The following is a 22,732-nucleotide window of genomic DNA, read 5'->3' on the forward strand; positions in this document are numbered from 1 at the left end:
GGCGGTCCGGGAACACCCCGGACCGCTTTGGGGCGACCGCCCTCGACCGGAGTACTGACATGTATCTGACCCTCTCGAGGCTGGATTTCATCCTGGGCCTCGTCCTCTTCCCCGCGTGGCTCGCCGCGGCGTTACTGGTGCGGCGGCAGGCCGGCCGGCCCACGGCCGGACGAGCTCGTCGCACCGCCCGGATCGCTCTCGTAGTGCTGTCGCTCGCCCTGCTCACGACCGTCGCCAAGCTCGTGGTGTTCGTCCAACTGGCCGCCATGGACTGGGTGTTCGTCTCGGACCGGCGCTCGATCACCTTGCTGGCGCTGCTCCTTCCCGCTGTCCTCGCGACCGTCGTCCTGACACTGCCCCGGGTCGTTTCCGCGGCCAGGCGGCGGCCGGAGGACCGTGAGGCCGCCCTGTCCGACGCGGAGCGCGCGCGGGCGGCGTCCGTACGCACCGTGCTGCCGCCGCAGATCACCGCGGTCGGCGCCCTGGCGGGCTTCTTCGAGAAGTTCCTGCCCCCGCACCGGTCGACGCTGCTGAACCTGGCGGTGGGCATCGGGCTCCTGGCGCTGTTCACGGCGCTGCTCACGGTCCGCGCCAGGGGCCGGGTCCGCCGGCTCGCGCAGGGCGTCACGCCCGCCCGGCGTTCGGCAGGCCGCACCTGGGGCGTGCGTCTGGGCACCGCCGTCGTGGCACTCGGCGCGGTGTTCGGCCTGGTCTCCTTCGGGCTGAGCAACAGCAAACTGCCGGGCACCTTCTCGATGATGCAGGGCGAGCCCGACTACGGCGGCGGTCCGGCCGGCGGCCACAACCACCTGGCCGGCGGCCAGCACCTGCACGGCGGGTCCGGCAGCGCCGCCGCCGTCAGCGTCGATTCGCTCAAGGGGCCGCGGGAGGGCAAGCCCGACCGCGTCTTCAACCTCACCGCGCAGGAGAAGAAGGTCACGCTGGCCTCCGGCAAGAGCTTCACCGCATGGACGTACAACGGGCAGATCCCCGGTCCGGAACTGCGGATGAAGGAAGGCGAGTTGGTGGAAGTCAAACTCACCAACCGGTTGCCAGGAGCGATCCCGGTCACCATCCACTGGCACGGCCTGGACGTCCCCAACGGCGAGGACGGAGTGGCCGGAGCCACCCAGGACGCGGTGCAGCCCGGCCAGTCGTACACCTACCGGTTCCGCGTAGAGGAGTCGGGCACCCGCTGGTACCACTCCCACCAGCAGGCCTCCGAGCAGGTCAAGCGCGGCCTGTTCGGCCCGCTGGTGATCGAGCCGGCCGAGCAGACGCGCCCCGTCGACAAGGACGTCACGGTCGTCGCGCACGACTGGGAGACGCCCGGCGGCACCTTCCCGGCGTTCGGGACCTCCGACAAACTGGACCGGCGCACCGCCAAAGCGGGCGAGAAAGTCCGGCTGCGGCTGGTCAACAGCTCCAACGTGACCAAGACGTTCGCCCTGACCGGCGTCCCGTTCAAGGTCACCGCGCTGGACGGAACCGACATCAACAAGCCGGGCGAGATCAAGGACGAGCTCCTGGTGGTGGGCGGCGCCCAGCGGGCCGACGTGGAGTTCACCATGCCGAGCTCGCCGGTGCGGCTGACGGACTCGGCGGCGGCCGGCGCGGGGATCGTGTTCTCCCCCGACGGCAAGGGCGACATCGAACCGAAGCTGGACGGGCAGGAGTTCGACCTCACCGGCTACGGCGAGGCCACCGACACGCCCTTCGACGCCGGCAGCAAGGCGGGCCGCAACTTCAGCCTGGTCTTCGACGACTGGCTGGGCTTCTACAACGGCAAGTTCGGCCTGCGGCAGACCATCAACGGCAAGGTGTTCCCGGACGCGCCGATGCTTATGGTCAAGGAAGGCGACCTGGTCCGCACCCGGTTCATCAACCGTGGTGAGGAGGACCATCCGATCCATCTGCACGGCCACCACATGCTGGTGCTGAGCAAGGACGGCAAGAAGAGCACCGGCAGCCCCGTCTGGCTGGACACCATCAACGTCCGGCCGGGCGAACAATGGGAGGTCGCCTTCAAGGCCGACAACCCGGGCATCTGGATGGACCACTGCCACAACTTCGTCCACACCGGTCTCGGCATGGTGATGCATCTGACGTACGAAGGGGTCACCACGCCCTACTCGGTCGGCGGCAAGGCACACAACCGGCCCGAGTGAGACGCGCGCAAGCCGAAGGCCCGGTCCCCGAAAGGGGCCCGGGCCTTCCTGCCGCGCCTTCTGCTTCTGTGCCCGTTCAGCGACGCTCGTCGAGGAACGAGGTGTTGTGCTTGCCGTCCCGGAAGACCGGGTCGGCCAGTACGTCCCGCAGCAACGGGATCGTGGTGTGCACTCCGGGCCCTACGACGCGGAACTCGGCCAGCGCCCGGTCCATCCGGTCCAGGGCCTGGCCCCGCTCGGGCGCCCAGGTGATCACCTTGGCCAGCAGCGAGTCGTACTGGGAGGGCACCCGCCAGCCCGCATAGCCGTGGGTGTCGACCCGGACGAAGGGCCCGCCCGGCGGAACGAACTCGTCGAGCATGCCCGGGCACGGGGCGAAGTTACGAGCGGGATCCTCCGCGTTGACCCGGCATTCCACCGCCGTGCCGCGCGGGATCAGCTCCTCCTGCTTGAAGCCGAGCGCCTCCCCCGCGGCGACGCGGATCTGTTCGCGTACCAGGTCGACGCCGAACACGGCTTCGGTCACCGGATGTTCCACCTGGATACGGCAGTTCATCTCCATGAAGGAGAAGCCCTCGTCGTGGACGAGGAACTCGAAGGTGCCCGCGCCGGTGTAGCCGACCGCGCGGGCGCCGCGCACCGCCGCCTTGGCCATGGCCTCGGAGAGTCCCGGGTGCAGCCCGGGCGCCGGGCTCTCCTCGATGAGCTTCTGGTGCCGGCGCTGTACGGAGCAGTCGCGTTCGCCGAGGTGCAGAACCGTGCCGTGGCCGTCCGCCAGCACCTGGACCTCGATATGGCGGGCGCTGTCGCAGAACCGCTCCAGATAGACCCGGTTGTCGCCGAAGACGGCCTGCGCGGTGGCGCGGGTCTGCCGGTAGGCCGGCAGCAGGTCGCAGGACTGGCGTACGACGGTCATCCCGCGGCCGCCGCCGCCCGCCGCGGCCTTGATGATGAGCGGGAAGCCGATGCGGTTCGCGAGGTCGGTCGCCTCGGTCGCGCTGTCGACGGTGCCCGGGCTGCCGGGCAGGACCGGCAGCCCTGCGTCCGTCATCAGCGCCCGGGCGACGGCCTTGTCGCCGAGCTGGGACAGGACTTCGGGCCGCGGGCCGATGAAGACCAGACCGTTGTCGGCGCAGATCTCGGCGAAGTCCGGGTCCTCGGACAGGAATCCGTAGCCGGGGTGGACCGCGTCGGCGCCGGTGCGCAGTGCGGCCTCGATCACCGCGGGCGCGGACAGATAACTCTTGCGGGGCATGCCGGGGCCGATCTGGACGGCGGTGTCGGCCGCACGCACATGGGCGCTGTCCCGGTCGGCGGTGGAGTGGACCGCCACCGTGCGGATGCCCATCTCGCGGCATGTCCTGATGACCCGCAGGGCGATCTCACCCCGGTTCGCCACCAGGACCGTGTCAAGGGCCACGGTCAGTCCTCCTTGTCCGTGCCGGGGAAATCGGTGGGGTCGAGGAGAACCAGGGGCTGTCCGTACTCGACCGGCTCCCCGTCCTGGATCAGCACCTCGACCACGCGCCCAGGCCGGGTGGCCTCGAGCGGGTTCATCAGCTTCATCGCCTCGATGATGCCGAGCTGCTGTCCGACCTCGACATGGTCGCCGACCCGGACGAAGGGCGGTGCTCCCGGTGACGGCGCCGCATAGAACGTGCCGACAAGCGGCGCGCATTCGCGGAAGCCGTCGAGCGCCTCCTCCTCGCGGGGCGGTGCCGCGGGGGCACCGGGACCGGGAGGCGGCTGCCCCTCGTCCCACTCGACCTCCACGCTGGCCGCGCCCAGCGCCACCCGTACCCGGCGCGGGTGGCTCGGTCCGACCCGTACGACCTCCGCGATGCTGCGGCAGATGTCGGTGAGGGCCAGCCCACTGGTGTCGTAGTCCAGTCCGGCGAGCGGGTCGCCGGAACCGCTGCGCACGCTGTCCTTGGTGACTTCGGTCATCGGTCTCTCTCCGTAGTACCTGCCGTTGCGGTTGCGCCTGTTGACGTCTGCAGATGCGCGCCGTCCGCCAGCCCGAAGGCGCGGAAGCGGGCGCGGCGCGCTGCGCTGGAGCCGGTCGTGCCGCGCAGTTCGCGCAGCGCCACGACGACTGCGCGGCGTACCGCGTCGCTCATCACCGTGGTGTCGGTGTGGCCGCCGCCCTCCGGCTCGGGAATGACTCCGTCGACCACGCCGAGGCGCAGCAACGAGGCTGCGTCCAGGCCGAGTTCGTCGGCTGCCACCGCGGCTTCGGCCGCGTTCTTCCAGAGGATCGCCGCGCATCCCTCCGGGCTGATCACCGAGTAGGTCGCGTTGGCGCACACCAGCACCCGGTCGGCCACCCCGAGGGCGAGCGCGCCTCCGCTGCCGCCCTCGCCGGTCACCACGGCCACCACCGGGACGGTCAGCGAACCCATCAGCCGCAGGTTCTCCGCGATGGCGTTGGACTGGCCGCTCTCCTCGGCGGTGAGCCCGGGGTAGGCGCCCGGGGTGTCGATGAGGGTGACCACGGGCATGCCCAGCTTGGCCGCGAGCCGCATCAGCCGGGCGGCCTTTCGGTAGCCGGCGGGCGAGGGCATGCCGAAGTTGCGGCCGACGAGTTCGGCGGTGGTGTGGCCCTTCTGGTGGCCGATGACCATCACCGGGAGGCCGTCGAGGCGGCCGATTCCGCCGACGATGGCCGGGCACTCCTCGCCGGCGCGGTCGCCGTGCAGTTCGACGAAGCCGTCCAGCCAGTAGCCGATGTGCTCGAGCGCCGTGGGCCGGCCGGCCTCGCGGGCGAGCTGTACGCATTCCCAGGCGGGCAGTTGATCGAGGAGCTGGCTGTCCCGGACCACCGGGTCGTCCTCACCCTCGCCCCAGCTCGGGCCGGGGATCTCGGTGGCCGCAAGGAGACGGCTGAGGCGGCCGCGGAGCTCGGTGCGCTGCCAGACGTCGTCCACCAGGCCGTGTTCCAGGAGGAATTCGGCGGTCTGGAAGCCCGGCGGGAGCTTCTGCCGGATGGTCTGCTCGATCACCCGCGGCCCGGCGAAGCCCATCCGCGCCCCGGGCTCGGCGACGACCACGTCGGAGAGTGTCGCGAAGGAGGCGGCGACTCCGCCGTAGGTGGGGTCGGTGACCAGGGTGACGGTGAGCAGCCCCGCCTCGTCGAGTTCCGCGAGCGCGTTGCTGGTCTTGGCCATCTGCATCAGCGACAGTGCGCCCTCCTGCATCCGCGCCCCGCCGGAGGCGGTGACGATGAGCAGGGGCGTACGGTCCTTCAGCGCGGTCTCGGCCGCGGTGGTGATCGCCTCTCCGGCGGCGACGCCGAGGCTGCCGCCGAAGAACCGGAAGTCCATGACGGCGGCCACGAGCGGCCGCCCCTCGATACGGCCGCGAACCACAAGGACCGAGTCCTGCTGACCGGTCTTGCGGCGAGCCTGGTCGAGTCGTTCTCCGTAGGGCCGCTGGTCCACGAAGTCCAGCGGGTTGGTGAGGGTCTTGGGCACGGCGACGGGCTGCGCCCTGCCCCCGTCGAAGAGCTGGCTGATCCGGCTGGGGGCGTCGAGGCGGGCATGGGCGCCGCACTCGGGGCAGACCTGCAACAGGCGTATATATCGTTTTCCGTAGACCAGGGAGCGGCACTGGGAACAGGTCACCCAGGCCGCCGGCTCGCTCTCCGCGGCGGTCCTGGCCGGTCGTGCGGTGGTGGTCATCGGAACTTGCCCTTCAGTAGGACGCGTCGACCTCGTAGATGCCGAACGGCACGGCGAGCCGGGTGTCGCGGTAGGGACGCAGGGGTGCGGTGTCCTCCCGGTGCTCGGCGCCCTGCTCCCAGCGCCGGAATGCGGCCAGATCCGCCCAGCGGCTCACGACGATGAGGGCGGTGGGGTCCGCGGGAGAGCGCAGCAGCTCGTTGCCGAGCATCCCGGGGACCTCCGCCAGCCGCTTGCTGACCAGGTGGTACGCCTCGCGCACCGCCTGGAGCTGCTCCTCGTCGTGGGCCACCTGGTAGACCAGCACCCTCACTTCACCGGGCATCAGCGGACGCCTTGCCCTCGATGTGCGTGACGACGCGCATGGTGTGGAACTCGCCGCCGCGGCGGTAGGGGTGGAGTTTGGCGCGGTGTTCCAGATGGGCCGGGCTCTCCTCGAAAGCCCGGAAGCGCGGCTCGTCCACCCAGTCACTGATGATGTAGTAGCTGCTCTGCGCGTCGGTGGCCTTGGACAGCCACTGGCCGAGGTTGGCGGGGTGGCCGGTCACCGCGTCGGTGCCCGCCAGCCACTCCTTCTCGAACTCCTCCTCGAGACCGGGCTCGATGTCCATGCGGAGCAGCACCCGGAAGACGGTGGAGGCCATCAGGAGATACCTCCGTCCACACTGATCGTCGCGCCGGTGACATAGCGGGCCAGATCGCTGGTGAGCCACAGGACCGCGCCGGCGACCTCGTCCGGGGTGCCGAGCCGGCCGAGCGCGGTCTTCGCGCTGTACCGCTCGATCATGAGCTTCTGCTGGTCCTCGGGGAGCGCGTACAGGTTCTCCGTCTCCACCACACCGAGCGCGACGATGTTGAACCGGATGCCCCGGCCGCCGAACTCCTTGGCCAGGGACCGGTTGAAGCCGGCCAGTGCCGCCTTGGTCGCGGTGTAGTGGGAGCGCAGCGGTATGCCGGCGTCGACGGCCTTCGACCCGATGCCGATCACCGAGGAGCCGGCGCGGAGCAGCGGCAGGGTGCCCTGGATGATCAGGTGGGAGCCGGTGAGGTTGGTGTCGACGATGCGCCGCCACTCCTCCAGGGGCAGGTCCTCGTAGGGGATGTGGCTGATGGCGCCCGCGTTGTTGACGACCAGGTCGAGATGTCCGTAGTGGCTACGGGCGTGCTCCACCAGGGTGGTGACGTCCGCGGGGTCGGCGACGTCGGCCCGCACGACATGGTGCGCGCCGCCGGTCTCCTTGAGCTCGTTCTCCAGCGAGGTCACGGCTTCGCTCTCCTGCCGGTAGCAGGTGAGTACATCGACGCCGGCCTGTGCCAGTGCCCGTACGATGCCCCGGCCCACCCCGCGGGTGCCGCCGGTGACCAGGGCTTTCTTGCCCCTGAGACCGAGATCCATGGTTTCCTCCGTAAGCGTCACAAGCGTCACAGGCGTCAGAGCAGCAGGGCGAGCGCGGTGCAGTTGACGAAGAGGGCGAGCACGGTGATCACGCTGCGCCGGTGGTTCCAGGCGCCCCAGTTCCAGCGGGGGTCGTTGGCCTCGAAGTCGTCCGGCAGATTGTCCGGATCGAGGGTCTGCACCCACTTGTTGACGGGGACGTTCTTGGTGAGCGAGATCGTGACCGTGACCGCCGCCAGTACGGCCCCGACGATGAACAGCAGGCGGGGGGCGAAGTCCGGGGCGATCACGGCCAGTACGACGTCGCCGATCAGCGTGCCGAGCAGGCACAGCGGCATCGCCGGGTCGTAGCGGGTGGCGAAGAAGGCGTGGGCGTGCACATAGCGGTCGGCCGGGAGCGCCGCGAGGAGCGGCCAGCCGCCCAGCTGGGTGCCGAACAGCACCCCGGCCGCCAGGCCGTTGAGCAGCACGACTGCCGGGACCAGGAAGGCGAGCACGTTCGGCCTCCTAGCCCGCCTGGGCCCGGCGGGCGGCCGCGGCCTCGACCTTCTGCTTGATGAGGTCCATCTGGATGGCGGTGTTGCGGTTGAGGTGCTCCGTCATCCCGGAGTCGCTCGCCGGGGCCTCGGGCTTCATATGGAAGTCCTGCACCCAGCGCATCCGTACGCCGGCCTTCTCCTGGGTGTACTCCCAGTAGATGCGCATGAATTCGAACGGCCCGGTCTCGACCCGGTGCGCGTGCACGGTCTTCGCCTCGGGGTCGGGGATCCGCCGGGAGACCCAGCTCCACACATTGCCGTCCTCGTCCGGGTGCATGGTCAGCCGGAAGGTGATCTCCCGGCCCTTCTCCTCCAGCACCTCGACGGAGGCGTACTCGCTGAACAGCTGCGGCCAGCCCTTCAGATCGTTCGTGATGTCCCAGACCAGTTCCATGGGCGCGTCGATCACAATGCTGTTGTCGGTGTGGCCCGCCATGGCGGCCTCCTCCCGGTAGTCGGTGTGGCGTGTGTCGGTCGGCCGGTGCGTCAGTCCGCCCGCCCGAGGACGAGCGCGGCGTTGAAGCCGCCGTGGCCGCGGGCGACGACGAGCGCGTTACGCAGTTCCTGGCGGCGCGGTTCGCCCAGCACCAGATCGATCTCGATGCCGGGAGCCGGGGCAGTGGGTCCCACGGTGTGCGGGACGACTTGGTCGCGCAGGGCGAGCAGCGCGGTGGCGACGTCGAGTGCGGCGCCGCCTCCGTACAGCCGGCCTGTCAGCGTCTTGGGCGCGGTGACCGGGACGCCCCGCGAGCCGAAGACCGCGGTGAGTGCCTCGGCCTCGGCGAGGTCCTCACCCGGGACTCCGAACGCGTCGGCGAAGACGACGTCCACGGCGCCCGGTTCGAGTTCGGCGTCGGCGAGCGCGGCGGCGATGGTACGGCGCAGGGCCGGCGGGCGCTCCGACCCCGGTGTGGGGTCGAAGCCTGCCGCGTAGCCGAGGACCCGGCCGTAGATCTGCTGTGCGCCGCGGGCCTCGGCGGCCTCGGCGCTCTCGACGAGGAGCATCGCGCCGCCCTCGCCGGGCAGATAGCCCGATGCCTCGGAGTCGAACGGCAGATAGGCGCGGGTGGGGTCCTGCACGGTGGAGAGCCGGCCCGTCGAGAGCTGCGCGGTCAGGCCGTAGGGACACAGGGAAGCGTCGGTCCCGCCGGTCACGACGAGCCGGGAGCCGCCCCGGATCAGCCGCCTGGCCTGGCCGATGGCGTCGAGGCCGCCGGCCTGTTCACTGCAGATCACTCCGCAGGGGCCGCGGAGTCCGTGCCGGATGGAGACCTGGCCGGTCGTCGCCGCGTAGAACCAGGCGATCGACTGGTAGGCGCCGACCCAGTCCGGGGCGTGCTGGTAGAGGCTCTCCATCTCCTTCTGGCCGAACTCGGTGCCGCCGGACGAGCTCGCGGTCACCACGGCCAGTTCGTACTCGGGCAGTTCGGACGGGGTGACGTCGGCGTCGGCGATCGCCGCCTCGGCGGCGGCCAGGCCGAGATGGGTCCAGCGGTCGGTCTGCTGGATCAGCCGGCTGGGCACCTGCTCCTTGGCGACGAAGTCCGGCACCTCGCCCGCCAGGCGCACCGGGTAGGTGGACGGGTCGAAGCGGCTGATGCGTCCGATGGCCGTCTTGCCCGCGAGTACGGCGGCCCAGTGGGCCTCGGCACCGAGCCCGGTCGGCGCGACGACCCCGAGTCCGGTGACGACCGGGGCCTTGGCAGCGGTGGCACTCACCGTCAGCTCCTCCCGTTTCGGACCACACCCGGGCGGGCGAGCAGCATGGCGCTCTGGAAGCCGCCGAAGCCGCTGCCGACGCTGAGCACCACGTCCATCCGGTGCTCGCGAGCGGTCACCGGCACATAGTCCAGATCGCACTCGGGGTCGGAGGTGTGCAGATTGGCGGTGGGCGGCACCACCTGGCGGTCGAGCGCCAGGGCGCAGGCGGCGACCTCGATGGAACCGATGGCGCCCAGCGAGTGGCCCACCATCGACTTGATGGAGCTGACCGGCACGTCGTAGGCGTGCTCGCCCAGCGAGCGCTTGAAGGCGGCGGTCTCGTGCCGGTCGTTCTGCTTGGTGCCCGAGCCGTGGGCGTTGATGTAATCCACGGCGGTGGGGGCGAGCCTGGCCTGGTCCAGCGCCACCTGGATCGCCTCGGCCATCTCGCGGCCGTTCGCCTTCAGGCCCGTCATGTGGAAGGCGTTGCTGCGGCTGGCGAAGCCGACGAGCTCGCCGTAGATCCGCGCGCCGCGGGCCTCGGCGGCCTCCTTCTCCTCCAGGACCAGCACGGCCGAGCCCTCGGCGAGGACGAACCCGTCGCGGTTCTGGTCGAACGGCCGCGAGGCGTGCTCGGGATCGTCGTTGCTGGGGGAGGTGGCCTTGATGGCGTCGAAACAGGCCGAGGTGATCGGGGAGAGCGGGGCGTCGGTGGCGCCCGCGAGCACGACGTCGGCCGTGCCCTCCTCGATGAGCTGGGCGCCGTGGCCGATGGAGTCCAGGCCCGAGGTGCAGCCGGTGGAGATCAGCGCGACGGGTCCTTCCGCGCCCACTTCCCACGCCACTTCGACGGCGAGGGTGCTGGGCACCATGTACCCGTACAGATGCGGCACTCCATAGGTGTGGTCCACCAGCCAGTGCTTGCCGGCGTCACTCAGCAGGACGTACTCCTCCTCGAGGCCCATGGTGCAGCCCACGGCGCTGCCGATGCTGACGCCGATGCGCTCGGGCGGCGTGTTCGCGAAGTCGTATCCGCTGTCCTCGACCGCCTCCCGGGTGCACACCACCGCGAACTGCGCGGCCCGGTCCATCCGCCGCACCTGGCGCGGGGCGAGACCCGCGGCCACCGGGTCGAAGTCGGCCTCGGCGGCCACCTGGGACCGGAAGGCCGACGGGTCGAAGAGCGAGATTCTGCGGGTCGCGGTGCGGCCGGCGGAGAGCAGGTCCCAGAAGGCCTCCCGGCCCACTCCGCCCGGCGCCACCACCCCGATTCCGGTGATGACGGCCTTGCGGCTCACGCGGCACCGCCCACCTGCGGATTGGGCTCCTGCGGCCGCTGGACCTCCTCGATGTCCACGTGCCCGAGTTCCGGGCGCGGGGCGAGCGGGGAGAGATGGAAGGCGGCGTGTGCCGTCTCCTTCCCCGTGTTGACAAGTCGATGGCGTACTCCGATGGGCACCAGCAGCGAGTCCCCGGGGCCGAGGCTGATCGGCTGCCCGTCCAGCGTCATCTCCAGCTCCCCGGTGACGACGTGCAGGAACTCCTCGGAGTACGGGTGGTAGTGCGTGGTGATGAAGTCGCCCGGTTCCAGGCTCAGCACTCCGCCGAAACCGGAGGTGCACCCCACGGTCTTGGGGCTGAGCGTCGTCCGGATATCGCCGCCGCGCCGAGTGTTGTGCTCGACCTCGTCGGCGTGAACCCGGACGGTCCGCGTGATCTCGGTGGTCACTGCCCGCCTCCTCAACAGCCTGTTCTCCAGCGACAGCACGCTCGCAGTCGTACCTACAGGGCGGCTCGAACTCGCGTTGACGGGAAACGGCCGAGAATCGGTGTACTCGCGCTCAAGTACCCGGCGAGTGGGATGCGGCGTCCTGGCGAGGCAAGACTTCGTCCGCCGGAAGGAGCTGGCATGCCGTTCGCCGCGATCACGTACGACATCAAGGCCGGATACGAGAAGGAGATCACCGAGATCTTCGGCAACTTCCGCCGGGTGGGCTCCCCCGTCGTCAAGGGCGAGGGAGGCGGGGAGACGGCGCGCATTCTGGCCACCGCCGTCTTCATCCGCGACGACACCATGGTGCGGGTCATCGAGTACGAGGGCGATCTGGACGCCATCGCCCGGCACATGGCCACCCAGCCCGGCGTCCGGGAGGTCGAGGAGAAGCTCGCCCCCTATCTGACCAGGCCCCGGGACACCGGCACGGTCGAGGGCTTCGTGGCCACCTTCAAGCGGTCCCTGCTCACGTGCATGGCGCAGATGTCCGTACGCGACGCGGCTGCGCCGTCAGCGAACTGAGGGAGAATTCGTGCTCAACCGCAGGCAGTTACTCAGAGGAGGCGCGGCAGCGGGGCTGCTGGTCGCCGCACCCGCCGGGCTGATCGTGGGCGGGCGGCCCGGCAGGGCCGTGGCGGCCACCGCGCCGTTCACGGTGCCGCTGGCGGTGCCGAAGCCGCTGCGGCCGACGCGGCTGGCCGGCCACGATCTGTACCGGCTGGCGACGCGGGAAGCGGATGTGACGATCCTGCCGGGCACCCGCACCAGGATCCGCGGCTTCGGCGGTGCGCTCGCCCCGCTGATCGTGGCCCGCCGGGACCGTCCCGTCGTGGTCGAGCTGAGCAATGAGCTGGCCGACCCGTTCGCGCTGCATCTGCACGGCGGACATGTGCCGGTGCGCTCGGACGGCCACCCCAAGGACCAGATCGGCCCGGGCGGCCGGCGCAGCTACTACTACCCCAACACCCAGCGGGCCTCGACGCTGTGGCTGCACGACCACACCCACCACGCGCACGCGGAGAACATCTACCGCGGTCTCGCGGCGACGTATCTGCTCACCGACACCTTCGAGGAGCGACTGCCGCTGCCCAAGGGCCAGTACGACGTGGTGCTGCAGCTGCGTGACGCGAAGTTCGACGACAACGGCGCCTTCGTCTACGACATGCACAAGCCGGAGGACCGGCCGACGATCCTCGTCAACGGCCGCCCCAAGCCGTACTTCGAGGTGGCGGCCCGCAAATACCGGCTGCGGCTGGTGAACACCGCCAATGAGCGGGGCTTCTTCCTGCGGCTCAACGACGGCACGCAGGCAGGCGCGGAGCTGGTGCAGATCGCGACCGACGGAGGCCTGCTGCCGGCGCCCGCGCCCGCCGGGGCACTGGGCCTGTGGCCGGGCGAGCGGAACGAGATCGTCGTCGACTTCTCCCGCTACCCGGTGGGGACCAAGCTGGTGCTGGAGAATCTGGCCGCCTTCGAGGGCGAGACCCCGGAGGTCATGCGGTTCGACGTGGTGCGCACGGCCTCGGACCCGAGCTCGGTGCCGGCCGCGCTGCGTCCCGTGCCGGACCTCGGCACGGCCAAGGTGCGGCGGGAGTTCCACCTCGCCTTCGACCCGGCGAGCGGCGAACACCTCATCAACGGCAAGCCGTTCGACATCAACCGCATCGACATCCGTCCCCGGCTGGACGTCACCGAGGTGTGGACGATCCGCAACTCCGACACCCTCGGCATTCCGCACTCGATCCACCCGCACCTGGAGCAGTTCCGGGTGCTGAGCCGCGACGGCCACGCACCGGGGCCCGAGGAGGCGGGGCTGAAGGACACGATCACTGTGATGGCCGGCCAGTCCGCGGAGATCATGCTGCGGTTCACCGACTACACCGGCCCGTACATGTACCACTGCCACATGCTCGGCCACCAGATGATGGGCATGATGGGCCAGATGGAGATCGTGAAGTAAGGAAGAAGGCCCTGTACGGAAGCCCCCGGTGGGGGCTTCCGTACAGGGCCTTGTGGTGTCAGAGGGCGGTGACCGCCGCGGCGTTGAGCGCCAGCGCCAGCACCGCCAGCAGGGTACGCAGCAGGTGCCAGCGCCGCCACAGGGGCCGCGGGTCCTCCCAGTCGGCGGGCAGCTCGTCGGGGTTCTCGACGGACTTGACCCGGCGGTTGATCGGCACATTGCACAGATGGGACACGGCGGACACACCCAGCAGCAGCACCGCGGCGACGCCGAACAGCGCCCGGGCCGCGCCGTCGTCCGCGGTCACGGCTAGGACCGCGGCGAGCAGCGTGGAGGTGAGGACGACGACCGGCATGGTCGGGTCCCAGTTACGGCCCAGCAGTTTGTGCGCGTACACGTAGGTGCCCGTCTCCATGGCGAAGAGCGCGGGAAGCACGCTCAGCGCGACGGCGAAGAGCACCCCCGCGGTGACACCGCTGCCGAGGAGAACCGCTATCCCCAGCACCTCGGTCATGGCGCTCAGGCCTGTGCCGGGTGGGAGTCGACGGTGAGCTGGGCGATGGACCGCATCGTGGCGTTTCGGAAGTACGCCGCGAAGCCGGCCGGCGAGGAGGTGTCCCGCTCCTCGGCCAGATACGGCTGGAGCTTCTCCTCCAGGATGTGCACGCCCTTCTGCGTGGCCATGTGCCGGCCGACGGCGGCGAAGTCGCCCTCGTAGTGGATGACGCGCACCATCACGTCGTCCTTGATGAACACCCCGGTGCCAAGCAGGCGACCGGCGGCCGAGCCGTCCTCGCCCTTGAAGTCGGGGGTGTCAACCCGGGTGAACTTGGCGAATATCGCCGCGATCTCGTCCTCGTGGCCGGGCTTGACCCGGTAGGTGATCGCTGCGTACGGCATCAGATTCCTCCATCGACGGTGATCGTGGCACCGGTGACATAGCGGGAGGCGTCCCCCGCCAGGAAGAGCACCGTCCCGGCCACGTCCTCGGGCCGGCCGAGCCGGCCCAGGGCGGTCATCGAGGCGATCCGCTCCCGCAGTTGCGGCGGCAGATCCCCGCCGGTCTCGCTCTCCGTGACGCCCGGGGCCACGGTGTTGACGCGGATACCGCGCGGCCCGAGCTCCTTGCAGAGCGCCCGTCCGAAGCCGACGAGGGCTGCCTTGGAGGCGGTGTAGTGGGCGCTGAACGGGCGGCCGCGCAGAGCGGCCGACGAGCCGATGTTGATGATCGACGCGCCCTCGGAGAGCAGGTCGAGCACGGCCTGGGTGACCAGGTACGCGGAGGTGACATTGTGGTCGAACAGCCGCTGCCACTCAGCCGCTTCGAGGTCGCCGAACTTCGCGTGCCCGTCGATGCCGACATTGTTCACCAGCACCTCGAGCCCGCCGAGCCCGTCCCGGCAGGCGTCGGCGAGCGTCTCGGCCCCGCTCGCGGTGGTGACGTCGGCGCGCACGGTCAGATGACCCCCGCCGAACTCGTCCAGTTCCCGCGCGAGCGATTCGGCGGCCTCGCCGTCCTTGCTGTAGCCCGCAACCACCTGGGCCCCGGCACGGGCGAAGGCCAGAGCCGCCGCCCGTCCGATGCCACGGGTGCCGCCGGTGATGAGCACGCGCTTGCCGGCCAGACCCGAGGTGAGGGCATCCTCCGTGCTCATGCCGCCTCGGGGAGGTTGGCATTGATCATCTTGAGCAGGATGCGCGGGGTCTCGGCCTCCACGACCGCGTCGTCGGAGAGCTCGACCCCACGCTCGCGCTTGATGACTCCGGTCACCTGCAGCAGCGCGAGGGAGTCGTAACCGAGGTCCATGAAGGGCACGTCCAGCACGGCGTCGCTGTCGAGGTCGATGCCTTCGGACTCGCCGGCGCATTCGCGGAGCTGCTCGGCAAGCTCCGGCAGAGTGAACTCGCTCACTGGATCCGGCCTCCCTCTTTGGTCCAGATGTAGAAGGACTGCGCCATCGCGTCCTTGGGTTCCTGCCAGTTCGGGTCGTACGGCGAAACGCACTCGGCGAGCCGGGTGTTGATGTCGTCGTAGAGCGGGTGGCTGCGGGCCTGATACAGGCGCGGGCCGATGTCCGCGTCGGCCTCGACAAGATGGAAGTAGAGATCGTGGAAGGTGAACAGCGAACGCCTCGTCACACCGATCATGTGGGGCAGCTCACTCGAGTCCGACTCCTCGAAGATCTTGGCGATGTCGCCGGCCTTGCCCGGCTCCATCCGAGCCACTATGAGCGTCCGGTGTGCCACCGTCGGCCTCCTTCGTGGAATGTACTGGGAAGCCCTGCGGTTGGCGGGCTTGTCGCAACCGTGACAGGCAGCGCTGGAGCGCCGCTCGATCCACTGTCCAACTTGGGTCCGGCCGAGAGGAATTCATCGAGGTCGGCGATGCGCAAGCGCGATGGGTGCGTCCTGCGATGACGGAGCCGAGTCCGCGACCAACGCGCCGAGGACGCGCGTGACCAGCTGTACGGTCCCGGTCCCGGTCCCGGTCCCGGTCCCGGTCCCGGTCCCGGTCCCGGTCCCGGTCCCGGCCGCCCGGCGCCCGCGCGAACCCAGCCAAAAGGCTGTACGGCCGCGTCGCGACGCTCACCGCAGCGGCCCGGTGATGACCGACTGCCGCAGCCCGGCCTCCGCGGACAGCAGCAGCGGCCGGCCGATCAGCCGGCCGTCGCGCCGGATGCTGCTGGCGTGCACGCCGTATCCGCCGAAGGGCTGGTTGCCGTCCTCGGCGTCCAGCGTGGTGGCGTTGCGGCTGATGACGCCGGTGCCCAGGGTCTCCCCGGTCAGTCGCGGCTCGCCCAGCGCGGAGACGTACATGCCCCGCTCCAGCTCCTCGGGGGTGCGCGCCCATTCGCGGAGCATCTCCGGGTCCTCGTACGGCACGATGCAGAAGACCGGCGAGAAGAGCTCCGGCGGATGAAAGTCCACGCCCTCCGGGAACACCAGCAGTGAGGGCTCGACCAGCATCCGCTCCGGGTCCGCCTCCCCGCCGCTGACCACATGGTCGGCGTTCTGGACAAGGAACTCCGCCGCACCCTCCACGGCGTCCTCGTAGGCCAGCGGAGTCAGCACGGTATCGGGCCAGCTGCGCGCGCCGACGGTGAGCACGGACAGTTCGGCGCGCAGTTGTTCCACGACCGCGTCGAGCCGCAGCCGGTGGACGAAAATGACGTCCGGGCACAGGCAGTCCTGGCCGGAGTTGTACAGTCGGGCGCGCAGGATGGCCCGGCAGGCGGCGCCCGGGTCGGTGCGGGGGCCGATGACAAGGGGGTTGGGTCCCGAGCCCATGACGAGGAACAGCGGCCGGTCGCCGACGGATTTCATCACGTCCTGGGCATTGGTGGGCTGCCCCGTGAAGACCACCGCGTCGGACGCCGAGCAGATCGGCTTGAACTGCCGCTGGGAGACGTCGACCATCTTGATCCGCCGGGCGAGGTCCGGGTCGATGCGAGTACTGATCAGCTTGTGCACGGCGTACGCGGTGTCCCGGGTGCGTGCCGAGGGGCGGATGACCACCTCGTCGCAGTAGAGCCCGGGGATCAGGCCGAACAGCGCGTACGAGTAGAGGATGTTGTTCGACGGCAGGAACACCGAGAGCCGGGACAGCTGGGGCGGGCAGTTGCGCGCCAGCTCCCAGGGCGCACCGGTCAACGCGCCTATGGATCGCAGGAGTTCATCGCGGGCGCTGCTGTAGGTGGCGACCCGCGTCAGCAGCGACAGCAGCTCGTCGCGGCAGCTCAGCAGGGCGGAGGCCGTCCTCATCGCCTTCTCGTGCGCGGCTTCGAGGTTGGGCCAGGTACGGGTGAAGGACTCCAGAACCGGCATGGACGGGTGGCTCATCGGGCTGTCTCCTCGCGGCACGGGGATGTCGGGTGGGGGCCGACGGAACCGGTGGCAGCCGAAGGTCTCCAGTAGTTCTCGAGACCGTCCGACTATTCTTCCTGCCGCCACTTGGCATTGTCGTTCGGAAATCGTTCGGAAATCGTTCGGAACTCGGCCGGACTCGGCAGGAACTCGGCCCGATGCAGCGATGATTGACAGAATAGGCAGCCGGACGAATGCATGTCCAGCAGACATTGAAGAGAATTCCGGGCAGGGAATTCCCTCCATTGAAATACCCGCCCGCTCAGCCCCGGCTCGAAGACTCCTGGAATACCGGCCGCCCGGCGACCCCCGCACCCCATTGAGGAGGCCGATCATGACCAGCACCGTTCCTGCCTCAGCCGGCACAGTGCACCCTTGGTTCCACGAGGAGGGACGGCCAAAGCCGTCGGACCTGCGGCGGCTGTCCGGCGCCGAGACGCACGAGCTGCTGCGCCGGGAGACGGCCGGGCTGAGCATCTCGCTCCCGGGACCCGCCCTTCCCGCGCAGCCGTTCGTCCTGCCCCGCAGCTCCTACGACGAGCTGTTCGAGGTCAGCCGAGTGCTGCTGTCGCTGGTACGCCGGGCCGTCCTGGCCCAGGGCGGCAGCTGGCCGGCCCGCGCCGAGGCGCTCGGCGCCGACCCCGACGACTACCCCCTGCTGTCCGGTCAGGACAACACCGAGACCGAGTACTGCGCGATGATGGCCCGCCCGGACATCGTCATCGGCGAACGGGGCCCGCAGCTGCTGGATTTCAATGTCAGCGGGACCTTCGGCGGACCCATTGAGACCCACGCTCTCGCCGCGGTCTGGCAGCGGACCCACCAGGACGACGGCCGGACGCCGTTCACGGGGTCCGACCCGCTCGTTGCCCGGGTCCAGGCCTATGAGGACGTCTGTACCCGGCGGAATCTGCCGAAGGCCGTCGCCGTCGTCGGCAGTCTGGGCGATCTGCTCGAAGACTCCGACATCCGCTTCCACCAACTCACGCTCGACCAGTTCAGGCGTCGTGGCTTCACCGCGGACTTCTTCGAACCGCACGAACTCCCCGACGCGCTCGGCCGCCCGGGGGCCCTGCGCTATCCGCTCGGTCTGCGCAACTTCGCCCTGCTCGACTGGCGGGAGCGTGGCATCGGCATCGAACCCGTCCATCAGTCACAGCGCTCGGGTCTCCTGCTGCTGCCACCGCAGAGCAGTGGTCTGCTCGCCAACAAGAAGGCACTGGCCCTGGTCTCAGAGGGGCGCCCCTGGATGACGCGCGCCGAGCGCCGCACGGTCGAGCGGCACCTGCCCTGGACCCGTATGACCATCCCCGGCCGCACCGACTGGCAGCAGGGCGAACACGACCTGCCCGCCCTGCTCTTCCGCGAGCGCGACCGGTTCGTCCTGAAGCGGGCCATCGGCCAGACGGGGCGGGAGGTTCTCATCGGCCGCCACACCGGACAACAGGCCTGGGAAGAGGCCGTCAACGGCGCGTTCGAGGCGGGCGACAGCATCGTGCAGGAGTATGTCGAGCCGCTGTCCTGCCCGCTGGAGCTGACCGACGGCCGGGCCACCTGGACCGCGCCCGTCTCGCCGGTGCTCAGCCCCATGCTCTTCAACGGCAGGGCCGGCGGCTGCTGGGCCCGGTTCCTTCCGGACGGCAGCGCCGGCTCCGAGGGAAAGATCAGTGTCGGTGAGTACAGCGCCACCGAGAACGCCGTCCTCACCTGGGCCTGAGATGCGGGCCGGTCGTGTGCGGGGTGGGCAACGGCACGTTGATCACAGCGTCGGTGGAGGCGGCGCTCGGTCCGGCTGCCCGCCGCGGCCTGCGGGTGCTGGCCCACCACCGCCATCTGCACCGGCCCGACCATCCGGACGACGAGGCCAGGGTCTGGCTCGGCAACCATGAACTGGGCGGGGTCGGACAGCTCCTGGCCCAGCAGCGCGGTGTGCCGCGTGAGGCCCTCAACCCGGTCACCGGGCACACGGTGGCCCGCCTGCTCACCGCACTGCACGGCGGCCCCGAACTGCGCACCGCCGTACCGGGGCCGCAGGGGCTGCCCGGCGGTTATCCCGCCCGCGTCACCCGGCGGCGGGTCGAACTCGATCTGCCGTACGGGCTCACGCTGTCGGACGCCGTCGCCTGTAACGAGCGGCTCACCTTCGCCGAGGGGGTGCGTATCGACCCGGACGGCGATGTGCACTTCTCCCCCTCCCTACGGGAAGGGCTCCGGCCCCATCTGCCCCAGCTGTGCGAGGGGTTCAGCGGCGCGGGGACCGCCCGGGCGGCGGCGCGGATGTGGCACGCGGCGCAGGCGCTGCGCCGCCGGGAGGATCCGGCCGACGCCGTGTACGCGCGGGGCTCGGCGGACGGCGTCGGAACCCCGCGCGGAGGGGTGACTTCAGCGCGCCCGCAGGGCACGCTCGATGCCCATTCCCGCTCCCACGCCCATTCCTGCGCCCATTCCCGCGCCCACTCCCACCCGCACCGGCTCCGGCTGGATCTCCAGTTCGAGTGAGGATTCCAGCATCGCGCGCTGCAGATGCTGGAGTCGGGGCGACGGGTCGAGCCCCAGCTCCTGGGAGAGCACAGAACGCAGCCGCTGGTACACCTCAAGGGCGTTTCCGCGCCTGCCGGAGCGGTAGAGCGCGAGCATCAACTGCCCCTGGGTGTCCTCGTGCATCGGATGCTGTGCGGCGAGACCCGAGAGCTCGCCCACCAGTTCATGGTGACGGCCGAGCCGCAGATCCGCCTCGATGCGCTGGTTGAGGATGCTCAGGCGCGACTCCTCGAGCCGGGTTGCCTCGATCTCCAGCAGCGCTCCGCACTGTACGTCGACGAGTGCGGGGCCGCGCCACAGGGCGAGCGCCCTGCGGAAGGAGTCGGACGCCACCGAGCAGTTGCCGCTCTCCAGGGCGCGATGACCGGTCCCGGCGAGCCGTTCGTACTCACTGACGTCGACCACACCGCCCTGGGTGTCGAGCAGATAGCCGCCCGACTCGGTGACGAGGATGCTCTTGGCGCCGTTCGGCAGCTCGGGCCTGCGGGACCCGCCGATGGCGGCGGCGATCAGATTGCGCAGCTGAAGTATGTAGGTCTGCAAGGTGGTCTGGACGCTGCGCGGCGGTGCTTCGCCCCACAGCTCCTCCACCAGCGAGCCCACCGACACCACTTGATCGGGGTGCATGGCGAGCAGGGCAAGGACCTTGCGTGGTTTGACTGCAGTGGGGACAACGGAAACCCCCGACTGGACGACCCGGCACGGCCCCAGCACGCTGATGTCCATATCCGCTACTCCCTTCGAGGCGTTCAGGCTCAGGCGATCGGATGAGGTGTGGCAAGACGGCGCAGCTCTGCCGCGAGCAAGGTGGGCAGCTCCGCGTCACGTACGAAGAAGTGGCCGCCGGGAACGGTCCGCAGATCGAAGCCGGCGCTGGTGTAGCGGCTCCATGCGGCGACCGCCTGGGCGGTCGCGACCTTGTCCTCGGCGCCCGCGTACGCGTACAGGGGGCTGGACAGCCGCTCGCCCGATCCGTCCCGCAGACTGCGGGCGAGCTGGAGGTCGTCGCGCATGGTGGAGAGCAGGATGCTCAGCCACTTGGGCCGCTCGAAGAGGTACGGCGGCAGGGTGCCGTACCGCGCGAGCGCGGCCAGCAGTCTGTCGTCGGGCAGATCCGGCTGCTCGACGAGCGGGGTGGGCAGATGGGGCGCGGCGCAGGCGCCGACGCCGACCAGGAGCGGCGGCCGGTGTCCGCCGCGGGTGCGCCGCAGCGCGAAGCGGTAGGCGACCAGCGCGCCGAGGCTGTGCCCGTAGAAGGCGTGCGGCACATCGAGCAACGGGCCCAGATATGTGTCGAGTTCACCGAGCAGCTGCTCGGAGTCGACGATGCGCGGCTCCCGCAGTCTGGTCTCGCGGCCCGGCAGCCGCACCGGAAGCACGTGTACGTCGGCGGCGAAACGGGCCCGCCAGCGGGCGAAGGTAAGCGCTCCGGCGCCCGCGTGGTGGAAGCAGAACAGCCGGAGTGCCGGCTCGGGCAGCTCCATGATTCCGGGCGACACCGCGAGATAGTGGTTCACGCCGCCTCCTCACACCGCACCGGTTCTCGACTACGCGGGCCCCGATCCTCACGACCGCCGCTGGAAGGCCGCTTGATCGGAGCTGGAGTGAGGTGGAGCGGTTGTGCCGGGCGCTGCGTCAGCCGGTGAGCTCGCCGTCACTGCCCAGGCGTCCGTGACCGTTCCACACATCCATGGCTTCCTCACCTCGGAGGATTGCCTGGTGAAGCCGCTGAATACGGGGAGAGGGCTCAAGGCCCAACTCCTCGACCAGGGTTTCGCGAAGGCGCTTGTAGGCGATCAGCGCATCGGATGACCGGCCGTCCGCGCAGTAGGCCAGCATCTGCAGCGCCCGCAGGCTCTCGTGGAGCGGGTGGCGTTCACACAACGCGCACAGCTCGCCGAGCACTTCGCGACGCCGGCCGAGCCGCAGGTCGGCGCCGATGCGCCGCTCCAGCGCCCCGAGCCGGCTCTCCTTCAGCCGGGTCACCTCGATGCCGAGGTGACGTCCATGGGGCACGTCGGCCAGTGCGGGCCCGCGCCACAGCTCCAGGGCCGCGGTCAGATTGCCCGATGCCGCGGCCATGTCGCCGACCTCGTAGGCGGTGTGGCCTGCGCCGGTGAGCCGGTCGAACTCCAGGGCGTCGACATCGGCGGGGTCCGCGTCGAGCAGATAACCGCCGTGCCGTGTCACCAGCACGTTCTTGTCCCAGACGCCTGTTGCCCCGGGGATCGCGGAGCGCAGTCTGCGCCGCAGCTGAAGGATGTACGTCTGCAGCGTCGTCGGCGCACTGCGCGGCGGTCCCGCGCCCCAGAGCTCCTCCATGAGGACCGGGACGGGCACGATGTGCTGCGCGTTGAGGGCGAGGAGGGCGAGGATCTGCCGTGGTTTGGAGGCACTGGGAAGCACCGAGACTCCCGCGGCCTCACCGCGGAGAGTTCCCAGTACCTCGACACGCATGGTGCGCCCCCTGTCAGGCATGGCCTTTTCCTTACCCCGTCGGACAGCCCCGCTGTGGCGAAAGCTGTTTCCGGGAGAGTCCCATGCAGCGCAGGGGCAAGAACAGTGACCAGCTCACAAGCCGCGCATGGAGATCACCTGGTTCGGGCCTATGAAATCTTCACATCCAGGGAGATGACGTGTCCACTGTTCGATTCCAGTCACCCGACAGCACACTGCTCTCGTATGCGCAGCCGAACATCCGCACGGGAAATGAACCACCCGGCACCGTTCACATCACGATGGGAGCACCATGATGTCTGGTTACGCGCCCAGCGGAACCGCAGCTCAAGAGGCCTGCACCGGCTCCGTGGAACACGACTGGCGTTTCGCCGAACTCGTCGCCCGCAGCTACATACAGCCTGAGCTCGCCCTGCGGTACGCGCTGGAGCCGCGCAATGTTCTCGCCGAATTCGGCATTCCGACAACGCCGGAAAGCTCCATACCCGCGCTGCCGGCGGATGCCGACACGGAAGTGACGATCATCAATCTCAGTTTCTCCGGGGAGATCGACCCCGCGTTCGCCGTTCCCGTGACACCTCAGCCCTGCGTCTGCTCCACCTTCGCACCCGAGCCGGACCGACAGGGCGCCGTCGGCACCCTGCCCATGTGA

Annotated in this window: 26 protein-coding genes; 6 read left to right on the forward strand and 20 right to left on the reverse strand. The window is 70.0% G+C overall.

The genetic code is table 11. The annotated features are described in order from the left end of the window. Window positions 1-59 precede the first annotated feature (59 nt). A complete protein-coding gene (locus QFZ67_RS06170; RefSeq protein WP_307660077.1) occupies window positions 60-2,168 on the forward strand; it encodes a multicopper oxidase family protein in 2,109 nt (702 codons plus the stop codon). Between the two features lie 76 nt (window positions 2,169-2,244). On the opposite strand, the gene QFZ67_RS06175 is transcribed toward QFZ67_RS06170, so the two are convergent. Genes QFZ67_RS06175 through QFZ67_RS06225 form a run of 11 tightly spaced genes read right to left on the reverse strand, consistent with a single transcriptional unit; the run spans window position 2,245 to window position 11,213 of the window. Next, window positions 2,245-3,588: an acetyl/propionyl/methylcrotonyl-CoA carboxylase subunit alpha gene (locus tag QFZ67_RS06175; protein WP_307660078.1), complete on the reverse strand. Its 1,344-nt coding sequence runs from the start codon at window positions 3,586-3,588 to the stop codon at window positions 2,245-2,247. Between the two features lie 2 nt (window positions 3,589-3,590). Next, window positions 3,591-4,115, reverse strand: a complete 525-nt coding sequence (locus QFZ67_RS06180) for a biotin/lipoyl-containing protein (protein ID WP_307660079.1) — start codon at window positions 4,113-4,115, stop codon at window positions 3,591-3,593. Beyond that, window positions 4,112-5,848: an acetyl-CoA carboxylase, carboxyltransferase subunit beta gene (gene accD, locus QFZ67_RS06185; RefSeq protein WP_307660080.1), complete on the reverse strand. Its 1,737-nt coding sequence runs from the start codon at window positions 5,846-5,848 to the stop codon at window positions 4,112-4,114. The genes QFZ67_RS06180 and accD overlap by 4 nt, the downstream gene beginning before the upstream one ends. A gap of 13 nt (window positions 5,849-5,861) precedes the next feature. Further along, window positions 5,862-6,173, reverse strand: coding sequence for an antibiotic biosynthesis monooxygenase (locus QFZ67_RS06190; protein ID WP_307660081.1), 312 nt, complete (start codon window positions 6,171-6,173; stop codon window positions 5,862-5,864). Beyond that, the gene (locus QFZ67_RS06195; protein ID WP_307660082.1) at window positions 6,163-6,492 is read right to left on the reverse strand and encodes an antibiotic biosynthesis monooxygenase; all 330 of its coding nucleotides are present in this window, start codon (window positions 6,490-6,492) and stop codon (window positions 6,163-6,165) included. The genes QFZ67_RS06190 and QFZ67_RS06195 overlap by 11 nt, the downstream gene beginning before the upstream one ends. Beyond that, on the reverse strand, window positions 6,492-7,244 hold the full coding sequence (locus QFZ67_RS06200) for an SDR family NAD(P)-dependent oxidoreductase (protein WP_307660083.1): 753 nt from the start codon (window positions 7,242-7,244) through the stop codon (window positions 6,492-6,494). The genes QFZ67_RS06195 and QFZ67_RS06200 overlap by 1 nt, the downstream gene beginning before the upstream one ends. Before the next feature lie 35 nt (window positions 7,245-7,279). Then, window positions 7,280-7,741, reverse strand: a complete 462-nt coding sequence (locus QFZ67_RS06205) for a DUF1772 domain-containing protein (protein WP_307660084.1) — start codon at window positions 7,739-7,741, stop codon at window positions 7,280-7,282. Window positions 7,742-7,751: 10 nt separating this feature from the next. Next, entirely contained in the window at window positions 7,752-8,219 is a 468-nt protein-coding gene (locus QFZ67_RS06210; RefSeq protein ID WP_307660085.1) for an SRPBCC family protein, read from the reverse strand. A gap of 50 nt (window positions 8,220-8,269) precedes the next feature. After that, window positions 8,270-9,508 carry a ketosynthase chain-length factor gene (locus QFZ67_RS06215; protein ID WP_307665740.1) on the reverse strand — a complete coding sequence of 413 codons (1,239 nt, stop codon included), beginning with the start codon at window positions 9,506-9,508 and terminating at the stop codon, window positions 8,270-8,272. After that, complete coding sequence (locus tag QFZ67_RS06220; RefSeq protein ID WP_307660086.1) at window positions 9,505-10,782, reverse strand: beta-ketoacyl synthase; 1,278 nt, start codon at window positions 10,780-10,782, stop codon at window positions 9,505-9,507. Before QFZ67_RS06220 ends, QFZ67_RS06215 begins: the two co-directional genes overlap by 4 nt. After that, the gene (locus tag QFZ67_RS06225) at window positions 10,779-11,213 is read right to left on the reverse strand and encodes a cupin domain-containing protein (protein WP_307660087.1); all 435 of its coding nucleotides are present in this window, start codon (window positions 11,211-11,213) and stop codon (window positions 10,779-10,781) included. Before QFZ67_RS06225 ends, QFZ67_RS06220 begins: the two co-directional genes overlap by 4 nt. A gap of 180 nt (window positions 11,214-11,393) precedes the next feature. Here QFZ67_RS06225 and QFZ67_RS06230 point away from each other — a divergent pair, with 180 nt between their 5' ends. Both QFZ67_RS06230 and QFZ67_RS06235 read left to right on the forward strand, forming a co-directional pair. Next, window positions 11,394-11,780, forward strand: a complete 387-nt coding sequence (locus tag QFZ67_RS06230; RefSeq protein ID WP_307660088.1) for a SchA/CurD-like domain-containing protein — start codon at window positions 11,394-11,396, stop codon at window positions 11,778-11,780. 10 nt (window positions 11,781-11,790) lie between these two features. Next, window positions 11,791-13,218: a multicopper oxidase family protein gene (locus QFZ67_RS06235; protein ID WP_307660089.1), complete on the forward strand. Its 1,428-nt coding sequence runs from the start codon at window positions 11,791-11,793 to the stop codon at window positions 13,216-13,218. Window positions 13,219-13,276: 58 nt separating this feature from the next. On the opposite strand, the gene QFZ67_RS06240 is transcribed toward QFZ67_RS06235, so the two are convergent. The 6 genes from QFZ67_RS06240 to QFZ67_RS06265 all read right to left on the reverse strand — a co-directional run bounded on the left by QFZ67_RS06240 (window position 13,277) and on the right by QFZ67_RS06265 (window position 17,058). After that, window positions 13,277-13,732 carry a DUF1772 domain-containing protein gene (locus QFZ67_RS06240; RefSeq protein ID WP_307660090.1) on the reverse strand — a complete coding sequence of 152 codons (456 nt, stop codon included), beginning with the start codon at window positions 13,730-13,732 and terminating at the stop codon, window positions 13,277-13,279. Between the two features lie 5 nt (window positions 13,733-13,737). Beyond that, on the reverse strand, window positions 13,738-14,118 hold the full coding sequence (locus QFZ67_RS06245; RefSeq protein WP_307660091.1) for a SchA/CurD-like domain-containing protein: 381 nt from the start codon (window positions 14,116-14,118) through the stop codon (window positions 13,738-13,740). Then, the gene (locus QFZ67_RS06250) at window positions 14,118-14,873 is read right to left on the reverse strand and encodes an SDR family NAD(P)-dependent oxidoreductase (protein ID WP_307660092.1); all 756 of its coding nucleotides are present in this window, start codon (window positions 14,871-14,873) and stop codon (window positions 14,118-14,120) included. The genes QFZ67_RS06245 and QFZ67_RS06250 overlap by 1 nt, the downstream gene beginning before the upstream one ends. Further along, a complete protein-coding gene (locus tag QFZ67_RS06255; RefSeq protein ID WP_307660093.1) occupies window positions 14,870-15,130 on the reverse strand; it encodes an acyl carrier protein in 261 nt (86 codons plus the stop codon). Before QFZ67_RS06255 ends, QFZ67_RS06250 begins: the two co-directional genes overlap by 4 nt. Continuing rightward, window positions 15,127-15,465: a TcmI family type II polyketide cyclase gene (locus QFZ67_RS06260; RefSeq protein ID WP_307660094.1), complete on the reverse strand. Its 339-nt coding sequence runs from the start codon at window positions 15,463-15,465 to the stop codon at window positions 15,127-15,129. Before QFZ67_RS06260 ends, QFZ67_RS06255 begins: the two co-directional genes overlap by 4 nt. Before the next feature lie 339 nt (window positions 15,466-15,804). After that, window positions 15,805-17,058 carry an aldehyde dehydrogenase family protein gene (locus QFZ67_RS06265; RefSeq protein WP_307660095.1) on the reverse strand — a complete coding sequence of 418 codons (1,254 nt, stop codon included), beginning with the start codon at window positions 17,056-17,058 and terminating at the stop codon, window positions 15,805-15,807. A gap of 358 nt (window positions 17,059-17,416) precedes the next feature. Here QFZ67_RS06265 and QFZ67_RS06270 point away from each other — a divergent pair, with 358 nt between their 5' ends. Together QFZ67_RS06270 and QFZ67_RS06275 are read left to right on the forward strand one after the other, a co-directional pair. Beyond that, on the forward strand, window positions 17,417-18,799 hold the full coding sequence (locus QFZ67_RS06270) for a hypothetical protein (RefSeq protein WP_307660096.1): 1,383 nt from the start codon (window positions 17,417-17,419) through the stop codon (window positions 18,797-18,799). 23 nt (window positions 18,800-18,822) lie between these two features. Continuing rightward, window positions 18,823-19,581, forward strand: a complete 759-nt coding sequence (locus QFZ67_RS06275) for a hypothetical protein (protein WP_307660097.1) — start codon at window positions 18,823-18,825, stop codon at window positions 19,579-19,581. Here QFZ67_RS06275 and QFZ67_RS06280 read toward each other — a convergent pair. From QFZ67_RS06280 to QFZ67_RS06290, 3 genes are all read right to left on the reverse strand, one after another. Next, the gene (locus QFZ67_RS06280) at window positions 19,465-20,349 is read right to left on the reverse strand and encodes an AfsR/SARP family transcriptional regulator (protein ID WP_307660098.1); all 885 of its coding nucleotides are present in this window, start codon (window positions 20,347-20,349) and stop codon (window positions 19,465-19,467) included. The two genes, QFZ67_RS06275 and QFZ67_RS06280, sit on opposite strands and share 117 nt — an antisense overlap. 29 nt (window positions 20,350-20,378) lie before the next feature. After that, window positions 20,379-21,140, reverse strand: a complete 762-nt coding sequence (locus QFZ67_RS06285; RefSeq protein ID WP_307660099.1) for a thioesterase II family protein — start codon at window positions 21,138-21,140, stop codon at window positions 20,379-20,381. Between the two features lie 118 nt (window positions 21,141-21,258). Then, window positions 21,259-22,080 (reverse strand): AfsR/SARP family transcriptional regulator, encoded by an 822-nt coding sequence (locus QFZ67_RS06290; protein ID WP_307665741.1) that lies wholly within the window; start codon window positions 22,078-22,080, stop codon window positions 21,259-21,261. Between the two features lie 292 nt (window positions 22,081-22,372). Between QFZ67_RS06290 and QFZ67_RS06295 the strand changes: the two genes are divergently transcribed. Further along, entirely contained in the window at window positions 22,373-22,732 is a 360-nt protein-coding gene (locus tag QFZ67_RS06295) for a hypothetical protein (RefSeq protein WP_307660100.1), read from the forward strand.

Source organism: Streptomyces sp. V1I1 (assembly GCF_030817355.1).
Lineage (GTDB): Bacteria > Actinomycetota > Actinomycetes > Streptomycetales > Streptomycetaceae > Streptomyces.